The organism is Stenotrophomonas sp. STEN023 (assembly GCF_056760135.1).
Window position 1 is genome coordinate 1 of the sequence record NZ_JBRREF010000108.1, and the last position, 13,904, is coordinate 13,904.

At 66.5% G+C, this 13,904-nt stretch carries 12 protein-coding genes; all 12 read left to right on the forward strand.

Annotated elements, in window-relative coordinates:
- The first annotated feature begins 224 nt into the window (after nt 1-224).
- The 12 genes from flhB (at nt 225) to ACVOLV_RS20270 (ending at nt 13,748) form a co-directional block, all read left to right on the forward strand.
- A complete protein-coding gene (gene flhB, locus ACVOLV_RS20215) occupies nt 225-1,355 on the forward strand; it encodes a flagellar biosynthesis protein FlhB (protein ID WP_481555921.1) in 1,131 nt (376 codons plus the stop codon).
- Nucleotides 1,352-3,460 (forward strand): flagellar biosynthesis protein FlhA, encoded by a 2,109-nt coding sequence (gene flhA, locus ACVOLV_RS20220; RefSeq protein WP_481555922.1) that lies wholly within the window; start codon nt 1,352-1,354, stop codon nt 3,458-3,460. Before flhB ends, flhA begins: the two co-directional genes overlap by 4 nt.
- Before the next feature lie 149 nt (nt 3,461-3,609).
- On the forward strand, nt 3,610-5,442 hold the full coding sequence (gene flhF, locus ACVOLV_RS20225; RefSeq protein ID WP_481555923.1) for a flagellar biosynthesis GTPase FlhF: 1,833 nt from the start codon (nt 3,610-3,612) through the stop codon (nt 5,440-5,442).
- On the forward strand, nt 5,429-6,313 hold the full coding sequence (locus ACVOLV_RS20230; protein WP_282271271.1) for a MinD/ParA family ATP-binding protein: 885 nt from the start codon (nt 5,429-5,431) through the stop codon (nt 6,311-6,313). The genes flhF and ACVOLV_RS20230 overlap by 14 nt, the downstream gene beginning before the upstream one ends.
- Nucleotides 6,310-7,059, forward strand: coding sequence for an RNA polymerase sigma factor FliA (locus ACVOLV_RS20235; protein ID WP_303749802.1), 750 nt, complete (start codon nt 6,310-6,312; stop codon nt 7,057-7,059). Before ACVOLV_RS20230 ends, ACVOLV_RS20235 begins: the two co-directional genes overlap by 4 nt.
- Before the next feature lie 13 nt (nt 7,060-7,072).
- Entirely contained in the window at nt 7,073-7,465 is a 393-nt protein-coding gene (gene cheY, locus ACVOLV_RS20240) for a chemotaxis response regulator CheY (protein WP_303749801.1), read from the forward strand.
- On the forward strand, nt 7,465-8,085 hold the full coding sequence (locus ACVOLV_RS20245) for a protein phosphatase CheZ (RefSeq protein WP_481555924.1): 621 nt from the start codon (nt 7,465-7,467) through the stop codon (nt 8,083-8,085). The genes cheY and ACVOLV_RS20245 overlap by 1 nt, the downstream gene beginning before the upstream one ends.
- Before the next feature lie 3 nt (nt 8,086-8,088).
- Nucleotides 8,089-9,951, forward strand: a complete 1,863-nt coding sequence (locus ACVOLV_RS20250) for a chemotaxis protein CheA (RefSeq protein WP_481555925.1) — start codon at nt 8,089-8,091, stop codon at nt 9,949-9,951.
- Nucleotides 9,952-10,297: 346 nt separating this feature from the next.
- Nucleotides 10,298-11,038 (forward strand): flagellar motor protein, encoded by a 741-nt coding sequence (locus ACVOLV_RS20255; RefSeq protein WP_303749798.1) that lies wholly within the window; start codon nt 10,298-10,300, stop codon nt 11,036-11,038.
- Nucleotides 11,039-11,041: 3 nt separating this feature from the next.
- On the forward strand, nt 11,042-11,989 hold the full coding sequence (gene motD, locus ACVOLV_RS20260; protein WP_481555926.1) for a flagellar motor protein MotD: 948 nt from the start codon (nt 11,042-11,044) through the stop codon (nt 11,987-11,989).
- Entirely contained in the window at nt 11,989-12,771 is a 783-nt protein-coding gene (locus ACVOLV_RS20265; RefSeq protein ID WP_481555928.1) for a ParA family protein, read from the forward strand. Before motD ends, ACVOLV_RS20265 begins: the two co-directional genes overlap by 1 nt.
- Entirely contained in the window at nt 12,768-13,748 is a 981-nt protein-coding gene (locus ACVOLV_RS20270; protein WP_481555927.1) for a chemotaxis protein CheW, read from the forward strand. Before ACVOLV_RS20265 ends, ACVOLV_RS20270 begins: the two co-directional genes overlap by 4 nt.
- Nucleotides 13,749-13,904: the final 156 nt, after the last annotated feature.

Sequence of the window (13,904 nt, forward strand, 5' to 3'; positions counted from 1 at the left end):
CTCACCCCCCCCCCCTCCCCCCCCCCCCCCGCCCCCCGCGGCCGCGGCCGGCGGGCGGGTGGGCGCGCCCCCCCCCCCGCCCCCCCCCCCCCCCCCCCCCCCCCCACTACAGGTGGGCGGTTTGGTTGCTTGCAATGCCCCTGCCTAGCATGGCTCGGCACTACGGCCGGGGTTTGGAATGATTTTTGCACGGGCATGGAAGAACCCTTCTTCCATGCCAGGCGATGTCCGAGAACGAACAGGCCGGGGAAAAAACCGAACTCCCCACCGAAAAACGCCTGCGCGAGGCCCGCGAGCAAGGCAATATCCCGCGTTCCCGCGAGCTGGCCACCGCCACCGTCTTCGTCGCTGCGGTGCTGGCGTTATACGCCATGGGCGGCTCGATGGGTGGCTCGGCACGGCAGTGGATGAAGGCCGCGCTGACACCTGAAGTCGGGCTGCTGGACACCCCCAACGCCTTGTTTGGCCACGCTGGCTGGATGCTGCTCAAACTGATGCTGGCCTTCAGCCCCTTGTTGCTGGTGTGCCTGCTCGCTGGCTTCATCGCTCCGGTCCTGATGGGCGGTCTGCGCGTTTCCAGCAAGGCGATGATGCCGGACTTCAACCGCATGAACCCGATGTCCGGGATCAAGCGACTGGTCGGTCCAGAGGCCTTGGCAGAGCTGGTCAAGTCCCTGCTGCGTGTGGCCTTCGTCGGCACCGCCGCGGGCCTGTGCGTCTGGCATGGCGTGGATGCGCTGCGCGGCCTGCTGCACCTGCCGCTGGAGAGCGCCATCGGCCGCGGCCTGGCCTTCACCCTCAAGCTGCTGCTGGCCACGGCCGGCGCCATGGCCCTGCTCGCCGCCATCGATGCGCCATACCAGAAGTGGAACTGGCTGCGGAAGCTGAAGATGACCCGCGAAGAGCTGCGTCGCGAGATGAAGGAAAGCGAGGGCAGCCCCGAGGTAAAGGGCCGCATCCGACAGATGCAGATGCAGCTGTCGCAGCGGCGGATGATGGAAGCGGTGCCAACCGCCGATGTGGTGTTGGTCAACCCGACCCATTACGCGGTCGCCCTCAAATACGAAAGCGGGCGCATGAACGCCCCCACCGTGGTCGCCCGCGGCGTCGACGAACTGGCCCTGCGCATCCGCCAGGTGGCCGACGGCAACAAGGTCGCCATCGTCTCGTCACCGCCTTTGGCACGGGCCTTGTATCGGGAAAGCCAACTCGGCAAGGAAATCCCCGTGAGACTGTATTCGGCTGTTGCCCTGGTTCTGTCCTACGTCTACCAGCTGCGCCAATGGCGCACGGGCCCGATGCCGCAGATGGCACCCATCGATATTGATGAATTCGGCAAGGGAGGCAGCCGATGAACGCCCAGACTTCGGGTTTCTCCGCACGCCGCGTGCTGGACATGCTGCGCCACGGGCTGGGCGCACCGCTGATCGTGCTGGCCTTGCTGGCAATGGTGGTGGTTCCGCTGGCCCCGCCGGTGCTGGACGCCCTGTTCACGCTGAACATCGCGATCTCGATGCTGGTGCTGCTGGCCGTCGTCTACGTCAAGCGCCCGCTGGACTTCACCATCTTCCCGATCGTGCTGCTGGTCACCACCATGCTGCGGCTGGCGCTGAACGTGGCCTCCACCCGCGTGATCCTGCTCAACGGCCAGGATGGCCATGAAGCCGCCGGCAAGGTGATCGCCGCCTTTGGCGAATTCGTCATCGGCGGCAACTACGCGGTCGGCATCGTGGTCTTCGCGATCCTGACCATCATCAACTTCGTGGTCATCACCAAGGGTGCCGGGCGCGTGTCGGAAGTGACCGCCCGCTTCATCCTGGACGCCATGCCCGGCAAGCAGATGGCGATCGACGCCGACCTCAACGCCGGTTTGCTGACGCGCGAAGAAGCCAAGCTGCGCCGCGAGGAAGTCCGCGAGGAAGCCGACTTCTACGGTGCAATGGACGGTGCCAGCAAGTTCATCCGTGGCGACGCCATCGCCGGCATCCTGATCCTCTTCATCAATATGCTCGGCGGCCTCGCCGTGGGCGTGCTGCAGCACGATATGCCGTTCGGTGACGCCGCCGCCACCTATACGCTGCTGTCGATCGGTGACGGCCTGGTGGCACAGCTGCCGGCCCTGCTGGTCTCCAGTGCCGTGGCCATGTTGGTCACCCGTGCCTCGCGCTCGCAGGACATGAGCGAGGCGATGATGGGCCAGGTGTTTGGCCAGTACCGCGCACTGGCCATCACCGCCGGCATCATCGGCCTGGTCGGCCTGGTGCCGGGTATGCCGAACCTCGCCTTCCTCACCCTGGCGGCGATCCTCGGCTTCATCGCGTGGAAATTGTGGAAACGCGAGACCACCGCTGCCGCCAAGCCCGCAAGCAACGAAGCCACCGCCAACGAAGGCGGCCTGAACGCACTCGGCCAGCCGCAGCCCGCCCCCACCGCTGAACTGACCTGGGACGAGCTGCGCCCGGTTGATCCGCTCGGTCTGGAAGTGGGCTACCGGCTGATTCCGCTGGTCGACAAGGCCCAGGGCGGCGAATTGATGACGCGCATCAAGGGCGTGCGCCGCAAGCTCACCCAGGACCTGGGCTTCCTGATTCCACCGGTCCACATCCGCGACAACCTGGAGCTGCCGGCTACCCATTACCGCCTGCTGATCCACGGCGTACCGGTCAGCACCGCCGACATCCATCCGGACCGCGAACTGGCACTGGACCCGGGCAGCGCCATGGGCAAGCTGGAAGGCATTGCCGGCAAAGACCCGGCGTTCGGCCTGGACGCCACCTGGATCCAGCCGCATCAGCGAGCCCATGCCGAATCGCTGGGTTACACCGTGGTCGATCCGGCCACCGTGGTTGCCACCCACCTGTCGCACCTGATCCGCGAGCACGCCCCGGAACTGCTTGGCCACGAGGAAGTGCAGCAGCTGCTGGCGACCCTGGCCAAGAGCGCGCCCAAGCTGGCCGAAGACCTGTCGCCCAAGGCGCTGCCGCTGTCCACCGTGGCCCGCGTGCTGCAGAACCTGCTGGTCGAGCGCATCCCGATCCGCCAGCTGCGCAAGATCGCCGAAGCGCTGGTCGAAGCCGCCGCAGTCACCCAGGACGCCGCGGCACTTACCGCCTCAGTACGCAATGCACTGGGCCGCTTCATCGTGCAGGAGATCGCCGGTTCCTCGCCCGAGCTGCCGGTGTTCACCCTCAACCCGCAATTGGAACGCGTCTTGCAGGAGTCAACACAAGGCAATGGCGCCGCACTGGAACCTGGTCTCGCCGAACGCCTCCACCAAAGCCTTGCCGACTGCGTCGGCAAGCAGGAGGCCCGAAACGAACCGGCTGTAGTGCTGGTACCGGCCCCGGTCCGCGCCGCGCTGGCACGCCTGGTCCGCCACAGCGTTCCCTCGCTGTCGGTCCTGGCCTACAGCGAAGTACCGGAAGACAAACGCCTGAAGCTGGTCGGCACGATCAGCTGAGGCAGCCCGAAAGCCGACACCGGCAGCCATGCCGGTGACGGAAACCAGACACCTGTTGCACCGCCCCCATTCCGCAAGAAGGAGCCCGCTTCGTCATGTTCGACATCGCCAACGCCACTCCTTCGCCGCCTCACTCCCGGTACCAAAGCATGAAGATCAAACGTTTCGTCGCCGCTGACATGCGCACCGCCATGAACCTCGTGCGCAAGGAACATGGCCCCGATGCCGTGATCCTGTCCAACCGCCGGATCGAGGAAGGTGTGGAGATCGTGGCGGCCGCGCATTACGACGAAACCGCAGTGAAGCAGGCCCTGGAAGCCACCCGCCCGGCCCCACCGGCACCGGCCAAGCCACGCAGCGCCGCCGAAGCCATCATGGCCGCGATGACCCGCCGCAAGACGCCGGAGCCGGAACCGGTCACCGCCACCACCTCGGCCGTCGCCGCGCTGGCACGTTCGGCGGTTGGCGCCACCGGCCGCTCCATCGACAACAGCATCGAGCTGGCACCGGGCAGCCGTTTCGCCGGCCTGCTCAAGTCCGCCGACGTTGAACCGGTTGCTCCGCGCGCGCCGGTCTCGCAGCCCGTCTTCGCCACCCAGCCGGCCAGCGCCGACGAACTGCCGGTGGTGCCGGCTTTCCGTCCCGCCGGCAGCGCCGCTGCGGTCGCGCCGCTGGCCGCCGCACCCGCGGTCAGCCAGCAGGCCAGCTTTGCCGACGCCATCGCCGCCGTCACCATCGAGCCGCCTGCACCGATGGAACGCGCTCGCTTTGTCATCGACCCGCCGATGCCGGAGCCGGAGTTGCCGCAGCCGACCGTTGCCGCAGCCATCCCGGCACTTCCCGCGGCACCGGTGCTCAATCCAGCCCCGGCCGCCATCGCACCCGTCACAGTAGCGCCCGCAATCGAGGCAATCGCAGCGCCGGTCGCTGCGGTAGCAGCCATCGCTGCAGTCGCTACCCCGCAGCCCGCTGAAGGCCTGATCGCCAGCGCTGTTGAATCCACTGAACCTGCCGCCGCCGTCGCCAGCTCCCCGGTGAGTGCAGGCACCAACGCACCAGTGATCATCACCCGCGACGACGAACAACTCAGCCAGCTGCGCCAGGAAGTTGCCGGCATGCGCCACCTGATCGAGCGCGAGATGAACCGCTTCACCGATGAACGCCTGCGCGGCAGCGCGGTACGCGCCAATGCGCTGGACCTGATGGACGAATACGGTTTCGACGCGGGCCTGGCGCGCGACGTCGCCACCCAGATCCCGGCCGACATCGACCCCAGCCGCGCGCGCGGGCTGATGCTGGGCCTGATCTCGAAGAAGCTGCCGATCGCACCGGTCGACCCGATGGAAACCGGTGGCGTCATCGCCCTGGTCGGCCCCACCGGTGCCGGCAAGACCACCACCATCGCCAAGCTGGCCTCGCGTTTCGCCGAAGCCCATGCCGCCCGCGACGTGGCCCTGGTCACCACCGATACCCAGCGCATCGGCGCCCGCGAGCAGCTGTACGGCTTCGGCCGCCAGCTCGGCATCGCCGTGCACGAGGCCAATAGCGGCACCGACCTGAACCAGCTGTTGCAGAAGCTGGCCGACTACAAGCTGGTGCTGATCGACACCGCCGGCCTGGGCCAGCGCGACCGCGCCCTCACTGCCCAGCTGCAGTGGCTGCGCGCCGCCGGCCAGATCCGCACCCTGCTGGTGCTGCCGGCCAACACCGCCTTCCAGGACATGGACGAAGTGGTGCGCCGCTTCAGCGCCGCCAACCCGCAGGGCGTGGTGCTGACCAAGCTGGACGAGACCGGCCGCTTCGGTTCGGCCCTGTCGGTGGCGGTCGATCACCGCCTGCCGATCACCTGGGTGACCGACGGCCAGGACGTCCCGGAAGACCTTTATCGGGCCTCTGCCGCAAATCTTGTACTCCGCCTTGAAGATTTGCGCCGCGCGGCCGATATGCCCTGCAACACGGAGTTGAACAATGCAGTCGCGTGAGTACGCCAAGCTGACCAACACCTTCCCGCTGTCGGCAACCCGGCACGAACCAGCCGGCCCGGTACGCACCATCGCGGTCACTGGCGGCAAGGGCGGTGTAGGTAAAACCAATGTCTCGGCCAATCTGGCCGTGGCACTGGCAGGCATGGGCAAACGCACCCTGCTGCTCGACGCCGACCTGGGCCTGGCCAACATCGACGTGGTGCTGGGCCTGCAACCCAAGCACACCCTGGCCGATCTGGTCGCCGGCCGCGCCACGCTGGAAGAAGTCATCATCGAAGGTCCGAACGGCGTGCTGGTCGTGCCCGCCGCCTCGGGCCGTCGGCACATGGCCGAACTGCAGCCGGCCGAGCACGTTGGCCTGGTCAATGTCTTCTCCGAGCTGGAACGCGAGCTCGATGTGATGATCATCGACACCGCCGCCGGCATCACCGACAGCGTGCTGACCTTCTGCCAAGCCGCCCAGGACACCGTGGTGGTGGTCTGCGACGAGCCGGCCTCGATCACCGATGCCTACGCGCTGATCAAGGTGCTCTCGCGCGAGCGCGGCGTGGACCGCATCCAGGTCGTCGCCAACATGGTGCGCGACCCTAATGAAGGCCGCGCCCTGTACGAAAAGCTGGTGCGGGTCTGCGAGAAGTTCCTGATCGATGTCTCGCTGAACTACCTGGGCTGCGTGCCGCAGGACGACTGGCTGCGCCTGTCGGTGCAGCGCCAGCAGCCGGTGGTGAAGCTCTACCCTTCCGCGCCAGCCTCGCTGGCCATCAACGAAATCGCCCGTCGCACCGCGCGCTGGCAAGCCCCAACCGCCCCGCGCGGCGGCGTTGAGTTCTTCCTGGAACGCATCATCCAGCAGAAGGTGAAGGCATGAACAATGCAGCCGCTCAATACCGTGAAGTCCAGCGCAGTGCGGCCAATGACTGCATTACCCGCCACGCCGACCTGGTCCGCCGCATCGCCCACCACCTGGCCGCGCGCCTGCCGGCCAGCGTCGAGGTCGATGACCTGATCCAGGCCGGCATGATGGGTCTGATCGAGGCCTCGCGCAGCTATGACGCCGAGCAGGGCGCATCGTTCGAGACCTATGCATCCATCCGCATCCGCGGCTCGATGATCGACGAGATCCGCCGTGGCGACTGGGTACCGCGCTCGGTACACCGCCGCGCCCGCGATGCCGCCGCCACCATCCGCCGCCTGGAACAGAGCAGCGGCCGCGCGGCCAGCGCCAGCGAAGTGGCCGAAGCGATGGAACTGCCGCTGCCCGAATATATGCGACTGGTCGAAGATGCCTCGCGCGGGCAGGTGCTGAGCCTGGAATCGCGCATCGAAGACCAGGGCGAACTGGACACCCCGACCACCGGCGGCCCCAACCCGCAGCAGGTGTTGGAGCGCAGCCAGTTCGGTGCCGAGCTGGGCAAGGCCATCGGCCACCTGCCGGAGCGCGAACAGCTGGTGCTGTCGCTGTACTACGAGCAGGAATTGAACCTGAAAGAAATCGGCGCGGTATTGGGCGTTAGCGAATCCCGCGTCTGTCAGATCCACGGCCAAGCCATGCTGCGCCTGCGCGGGCGGCTGAAGATTTTCGAGGCGGCAGACGCCGGCCTCGAGGAACCATGAAGAGGAAAGCCTTTTGAACAAGAACATGCGCATCCTGATCGTTGACGACTTCTCGACGATGCGTCGCATCGTCAAGAACCTGCTCGGCGATCTGGGCTTCACCAATACCGCCGAAGCCGAGGACGGGCATGCCGCGCTGTCACTGCTGCAGAGCCAGCCGTTCGATTTCGTCGTCACCGACTGGAACATGCCGGTGATGACTGGCATCGAGCTGCTCAAGGCCATCCGCAACGATGCCAAGCTCAAGACCTTGCCGGTCCTGATGGTCACCGCCGAAGCCAAGCGCGAGCAGATCATCGAGGCCGCGCAGAGCGGCGTGAACGGCTACATCATCAAGCCGTTCACCGCGCAGACGCTGGAAGAGAAGCTCGGCAAGATCTTCGAACGCCTGGCAGCGAGCGCCTGATGAACCAGCTCGGGGAAGCACTGAACGACAAATCGGCCCTGGTGCAGCGCCTGCAGGACGCACTGGCAGCATTGGAAAGCGGCGACGAAGCCGGCTGGCGCCGGGAAATCGACGCGCTGGCCGCCCTGCGCGCCCAGCCGATGATGTCCGGCCTGGGCCGGCTCGCACGCGAACTGGGTCAGGCCCTGGGCGAATTGCCCAGCGTGCCCAGCGAAGCCGGCGAGCTGGATGACGCCTGCGCTCGCCTGGATCACGTGGTACAGATGACCGAGCAGGCAACCCACCGCACACTGGATCTGGCCGAGGAATGCCGCGCCCTGACCGAGCGCCTGCGCAGCGATGGCCTCAATGCCGACCAAGGCGAAATCCTCGAACGCATCCGCCACAACCTCACCGAAGTGGCGCTGACCCAGAGCTATCAGGACCTGACCGGGCAGATCATCCGCCGCGTGGTTGGCATCGTCCGTCGCGTGCATGAAGGCTTTGGCGCGCTGGGCCTGCCGCCACCGGAAGAAGACGCCCGCAACCAGGGACTGGCTGGTCCGGCCGTCAATGGCCTGGACCGCCACGCCGTGTCGCAGGTCGACGCCGACGACCTGCTCTCGGATCTGGGGCTGTAAGCCATGAGTGCTTTTGCCGACGACATCGCCGCCGACTTCATCCTCGAAGCGCAGGAGATCCTGGATCGCCTCGGCGAGCAGCTGGTGACGCTGGAACAGGCACCGCATGACAGCGAGCAGCTCAACGCCGTATTCCGTGGTTTCCACACACTCAAAGGTGGCGCCGGTTTTCTGGCGATCCATCCGATGGTGGAACTGTGCCACGCCGCCGAGGAAACCCTCGGCATGGCCCGCGCCGGCAAGGCCGAACTGCTGGCACACCATTTTGATGCCGCCCAGCAATCGCTGGACTGGCTTCAGGCCATGCTCGACGCAGTCTCTTCGGGCACCGAACCAGAACACGCACCTGCTGCGCTGATCGCGCAGTTCGATGTTGGCGCCGCGCCGGTCGTCGCGGTCGCGCAACCGGTTGCTGCGCCTGCGGGCGACAGTGACCTGATCAGCGAAGACGAGTTCGAAGCCCTGCTCAACGAACTGCATGGCAGCGGCACCCCCGGTGCCCAGCCCATCGCTGCGGCAAAGGCCGGCGATGACCTGATCGACGAGGACGAATTCGAAGCCCTGTTGGACAAACTGCATGGCGGCGCCGCACCCGGCGCTGTCGCCGTGCAAGCCATTGCTGCTGCGCCCAAGCCCAAGCCGGCCGCTGCTCCCGCCGCACCCGCGCGCCCTGCCGCAGGCGCAGCCAAACCAGCTGCCGCAAAGGCCGCCGAGCCCGAGCACACCGTGCGCGTGGACACCAAGCGCCTGGATGCCATCGTCAACCTGATCGGCGAACTGGTGCTGGCACGCAACCGGCTCAAAACGCTGCGCATGCGCTTGAAGGACGAAGAGCTCGATCGCGCTGTTTCCACGCTGGATATTGCGACTGCGCGCCTGCAATCGGCGGTGATGCGGACCCGCATGCAGCCGGTTGGCAAGGTGTTCTCGCGCTTCCCGAAGGTCGCCCGTGACGTTGCCCGCTCGCTGCAGAAGGAAGTCGATCTGGAACTGATCGGCGCCGACACCGAACTGGACCGCAACCTGGTCGAAGCACTGGCCGACCCCTTGGTGCATCTGGTCCGCAACGCCATCGACCATGGCGTCGAGTCTCCCGAACTGCGCGAAGCCCAAGGCAAACCGCGAATGGGCCGGGTACGTCTGTCCGCACAGCAGGAAGGCGACTACGTCAGCATCGAAGTGCAGGACGACGGCACCGGCATCGACCCGGAGCGCCTGCGTGCCAAGGCCCGCGACAAGGGTTTGATCGATCCGGAAGCGGCCGCCCGCCTGACCAGCGAGGAGTGCCTGCACCTGGTCTTCCTGCCCGGTTTTTCGACCAAGCAGGAAGTCACCGACATCTCCGGCCGTGGCGTCGGCATGGACGTGGTGCAGTCACGCATCCGCGAACTCAGCGGCCAGATCCAGATCCAATCCGAACTGGGCCGTGGCAGCCGCTTCCTGATCCGCGTCCCGCTGACCCTGGCGATCCTGCCGACCCTGTTGGTGCAGGCCGGCGAAGACGTCTACGCCCTGCCCTTGGCCCGCGTGATGGAGGTGCTGCACGCACCGGCCACCTCGCTGGGCTGGTTCGACGGCCGCGCGGTATTGGACCGCAAGTCGCACACCCTGGCCCTGCTTGATCTGCGCCAGTGGTTGGGGGTCACCCCGGCCCCCTCCACGCTGCTGACCATCGTCGTGCTGCAGATGGGCGAAGCCCGTTTCGGCCTGGTGGTAGACCAGGTACGCGGCCGCGAGGAAGTGGTGATCAAGCCGCTGCCACGCGCCTTGCGCGGCCTCAACGGCTATGCCGGCGCCACTCTGATTGGCGACGGCCGCATGGCACTGATTCTGGATGTGGATGGGCTGCGTGGAGTGCAGGGCTGAGCAATGCAGACGCAAGCTGCCTGCAATCCCGCGATCCCGCTAGTCCCCTCTCCCGCCTGCGGGAGAGGGCGGCCCCGCGAAGACGGGGCGGGTGAGGGCAGCGTCTAACTCGTACACCAAAGCAACATCCCCTCTCCCGCTCGCGGGAGAGGGCGGCCCCGCGAAGACGGGGCGGGTGAGGGGCGCTTCTAGCTTTCAAAGCCAGAGCTGCCCTCACCCCACCCCCTCTCCCGCAAGCGGGAGAGGGGCTAACAACAGCTGCAACAACAGCAACAACAGCAACAACAGCAACAGCAGCACCGCTCATTGGATTCAAGACCGCTACAACGAGGCCGATATACGCACCATGGACCGACTCAGCATCATTGGACTCTTCCTCGCCCTCGCCTCCCTGGTGGGTGGCAGCATCCTCAAAGGCGCTGGCCTGTCCTCGCTGTGGTCACCTGCTGCCTTCGTGATCGTCATCATCGGCACCTTGGCGGCCATCCTGCTGCACACCTCGCCGGCCGTGTTCAAACACGCCTTCAAGATCGTGCGCTGGGTGATCCGCCCGCCGGCCAGCGACCGCCGCGCGCTGGTCCAGCAGATCGTCGACTGGAGCAATATCGCCCGCCGCCAGGGCCTGCTCGGCCTGGAGCCGCAGGTTGAGCTGCAGGACGACCCGTTCATCCGCAAGGGCCTGCAGCTGGTGGTCGACGGCGTCGAGCCGGACACCATCCGCCATATGCTTGAGATCGAACTGGGCAGCCAGGAGCAGCAGGATCTGGCTGCTACCAAGGTGTTCGAAGGCATGGGCATCTACGCCCCTACCCTGGGCATCATCGGCGCCGTACTCGGTCTGATCGCGGTGATGAAGAACCTGGCCGACCCGAGCAAGCTCGGCCATGGCATCGCTGCTGCCTTTACCGCCACCATTTACGGCATAGCGTCTGCAAACCTGCTGTTCCTGCCGGTGTCGGCCAAGCTCAAGGGCGTCATCGCCAGCAGCTGCCGTGAGCGCGAAATGATCATCGAAGGCCTGATCGCGATTGCCCAGGGCGAGAACCCGCGCAATATCGAAAACAGCCTGGCCGGCTACGTGAACTGAGCCATGGCCCGCCGCAAGCACCACGAAGAGCACGCCAACCATGAAGCATGGGCAATCCCCTATGCCGATCTGATGACGCTGCTGCTCGCGTTCTTCGTGGTGATGTACGCCATCTCGTCCTTGAACGAGGGCAAGTACCGGGTCATGGCCGACGCCTTGACCACGGCCTTCGGTGGCGCCCCGCGCACCATCAGCCAGGTGCAGGTGGGCAACAAACAATTGCAGGGTGGTGGCTTTGATTCGCCATCGGTGATCAGCGCACCAAGCATGACCGGTGGCGCACTGGCCGACCCCACCCAGCTGCCGTCGATGGCCTCGCATATGCGCATGCCGGTGTCGGCCCATAACCAGGAACAGCTGCAGCGCGCCGAGCGCCAGCTCAACCAGATTGCTGACCGCCTGAGCAAATCACTGGCCCCGCTGGTCAAGCAGGGCGTCATCACCGTGCGCCGTACCGAACTGTGGATCGAAGTCGAGATCAACAGCGACATTTTGTTCACTACTGGTTCGGCGGCGTTGGACACCGGCGCTCGCAACACGCTCGGCACCCTGGCCGATGTATTGCTGGATGCCCCAAACGGCGTACGCGTGGAAGGCCATACCGACAACCTGCCGATCGCCACCGCGCAGTTCCCGTCGAACTGGGAGCTGTCAGCCGCACGCGCAGCCAGCGTCGTACACCTGTTCGCCGATCACGGCGTGCAGCCACAGCGTCTGGCGATGGTGGGTTATGGCCAGTTCCGCCCCCGCGAAAGCAACGATGCGCCCGAAGGGCGCAACCGCAACCGGCGGGTGATGGTGATCATCCTCGCCGATTCGGCAGCGGCAGCCGATCTGCCTGCTTCCGGCAACACCACAGCCAGCACCAGCGACGAAGGCGGCAACGGCGGCACCACAGCCGCACCCGCCGTTCGCAGCGCGGTACCGGCGGTCATCGAAGGAGTCCAATGATGCGTATATGGGCCATTGCCAACCAAAAAGGCGGCGTCGGCAAAACCACCACCACGTTGTCACTCGGGCGCGGCCTTGCCGCACGTGGGCACAAGGTGCTGTTGATCGACCTGGACCCCCATTCCTCGCTGACGCGCGCATTCGGCGTGCCGGTTGAGCCGGTGCCGCAGGGCGTACAGGAGCTGTTCGCCACGCCGCCACATGAGATCGCTGCACTGGCCCGCCACAGCGACATCCCTGGTTTGGACTATCTGTGCGCGCAGGCCTCCCTGGCCACGCTGGAACGTCGCAGCGCCAACCAGCCCGGTCTGGGCCTGGCCCTGCAGCAGGCGCTTGCCCGCCATGGCGAGCAGCATGATTACATCCTGCTCGACTGCGCACCGACGCTGGGCTTGCTGATGATCAACGCCCTGGCTGCCGCCGACCGCCTGATCATTCCGACCCAGGCCGAACCACTGGCCCTGCATGGCCTGGACGGCATGGTCCGTACCGGCGAAATGGTCGAGCGCTCGCGCAAGCGTGCCCTGCCGATCTCGGTGCTGCCCACCTTGTTCGACCGTCGTACCCGTGCCGGCAACGAAACCTTGAAGCTGATGCAGGACCGGCACGGCGAACGCGTCTGGGAAGACGCGATTCCGGTCGACACCCGTATCTGCAATCCTGCTGCGCTGACCGTGCCGGTACTTGGTGACGATTATCCAGGCCGCGGCATGGCCGCTTACCGCCATGCGCTCGAATGGTTGCTGGCCAGTGAGGCCACGCAGCTGGAGCAGGCCGCATGAGCAACGATGTGCTGGATGACTATCTGGGCGAGCTGCTGCTTGAGGCAGTGCCGGCACCCGTCGTGGCTGCGCCGGCCGACGTCACCAAACCCGCCACCTTCGAAGCGCCCGGCGATAGCGCCGAGCTCGAAGCCGTGTTTGAAGCCGCGCTGGCGCAGGCACAGTCCAAAGCTGCCGAAACGCCGGCACCCACGCCTGCTGCAATTGCACCCGGTGACACTGCAGCCCTGCAGGCTGCCTTCGACGACGCGATGGCAGCGACCAATGCTGCCAATGCAGGCCGCCCGCCGACCTGGGATGACCTGCCGGACGAAGTGATCTACGAAACCGGTCCTGCTGAAAGCCGCAAGCTCGCCCATAGCGACAGCGCCAATCTGCAGGCCGCATTTGAGACCGCCGCGGGTTTGCCGGTGAGTCCGGCTGCTGCACCACGCAGCACGCCGAACGTGCGCGCCTTGCCCGATCCATCAGCAGACGTGCGCCCAAGCACCTGGCAGGAACTGCAGGCACAGGCCCAGCGCCCGGCAAGCAGCCCCCAGCAGCGCCGCGCCGCCGAGCGCAGTTCGCGCTGGTTGCGCCTGCGCTGCGGGCAACAGACCTATGCACTGGAGCTGTTGAAGGTGCAGGAAGTGGTGCTGCCGGTGCCGCTACTGGCGTTGCGCGGCACCGGCCCGGCGATGCTCGGCATCATGAATCTGCGTGGGCAGGTGGTGCCGGTGATGGACCTGTGCCGCCATCTTGACGTGCAAAGCGCGCCGGAGGATTCACAGACCCGCATCGTCGTGCTGGAAGAGAACGGCGAGACCTTGGGCCTGCGCGTGTCGGCGGTGGAAGACGTCGCCAACCTCAACGACTCGCAGATCGAACCGCCGGACACCGCGCGCATCTGCCAGATCTCCAATGAACTGTTCCGCGGCATCGCCCGCATCGGCCAGCAACCGATGATCCTGCTCGACGCCGGCCGCCTGCTGCGCTGAGTACCTCCTCTCTTTTGCGCGGCAAAGGAGGGAGGAAGCAACGGTAGTGGGGGGGGCGGGCGGGGGGGCGGGGGGGCGGCCCGGGGGACCCCACCCCCCGAAGACGACCACCCCCCACACCACCACCACCCCCCACACCCCCCCCCCCCCCCCCCC

Excerpts from the sequence above, each read along its gene's own strand:
- ACVOLV_RS20270 (WP_481555927.1), top strand. The coding sequence starts at position 12,768 with ATGAGCAACGATGTGCTGGATGACTATCTGGGCGAGCTGCTGCTTGAG.
- ACVOLV_RS20245 (WP_481555924.1), top strand. The coding sequence starts at position 7,465 with ATGAACCAGCTCGGGGAAGCACTGAACGACAAATCGGCCCTGGTGCAG.
- ACVOLV_RS20265 (WP_481555928.1), top strand. The coding sequence starts at position 11,989 with ATGCGTATATGGGCCATTGCCAACCAAAAAGGCGGCGTCGGCAAAACC.
- motD (WP_481555926.1), top strand. The coding sequence starts at position 11,042 with ATGGCCCGCCGCAAGCACCACGAAGAGCACGCCAACCATGAAGCATGG.
- flhB (WP_481555921.1), top strand. The coding sequence starts at position 225 with ATGTCCGAGAACGAACAGGCCGGGGAAAAAACCGAACTCCCCACCGAA.
- ACVOLV_RS20250 (WP_481555925.1), top strand. The coding sequence starts at position 8,089 with ATGAGTGCTTTTGCCGACGACATCGCCGCCGACTTCATCCTCGAAGCG.
- ACVOLV_RS20235 (WP_303749802.1), top strand. The coding sequence starts at position 6,310 with ATGAACAATGCAGCCGCTCAATACCGTGAAGTCCAGCGCAGTGCGGCC.
- ACVOLV_RS20255 (WP_303749798.1), top strand. The coding sequence starts at position 10,298 with ATGGACCGACTCAGCATCATTGGACTCTTCCTCGCCCTCGCCTCCCTG.
- flhF (WP_481555923.1), top strand. The coding sequence starts at position 3,610 with ATGAAGATCAAACGTTTCGTCGCCGCTGACATGCGCACCGCCATGAAC.
- flhA (WP_481555922.1), top strand. The coding sequence starts at position 1,352 with ATGAACGCCCAGACTTCGGGTTTCTCCGCACGCCGCGTGCTGGACATG.
- ACVOLV_RS20230 (WP_282271271.1), top strand. The coding sequence starts at position 5,429 with ATGCAGTCGCGTGAGTACGCCAAGCTGACCAACACCTTCCCGCTGTCG.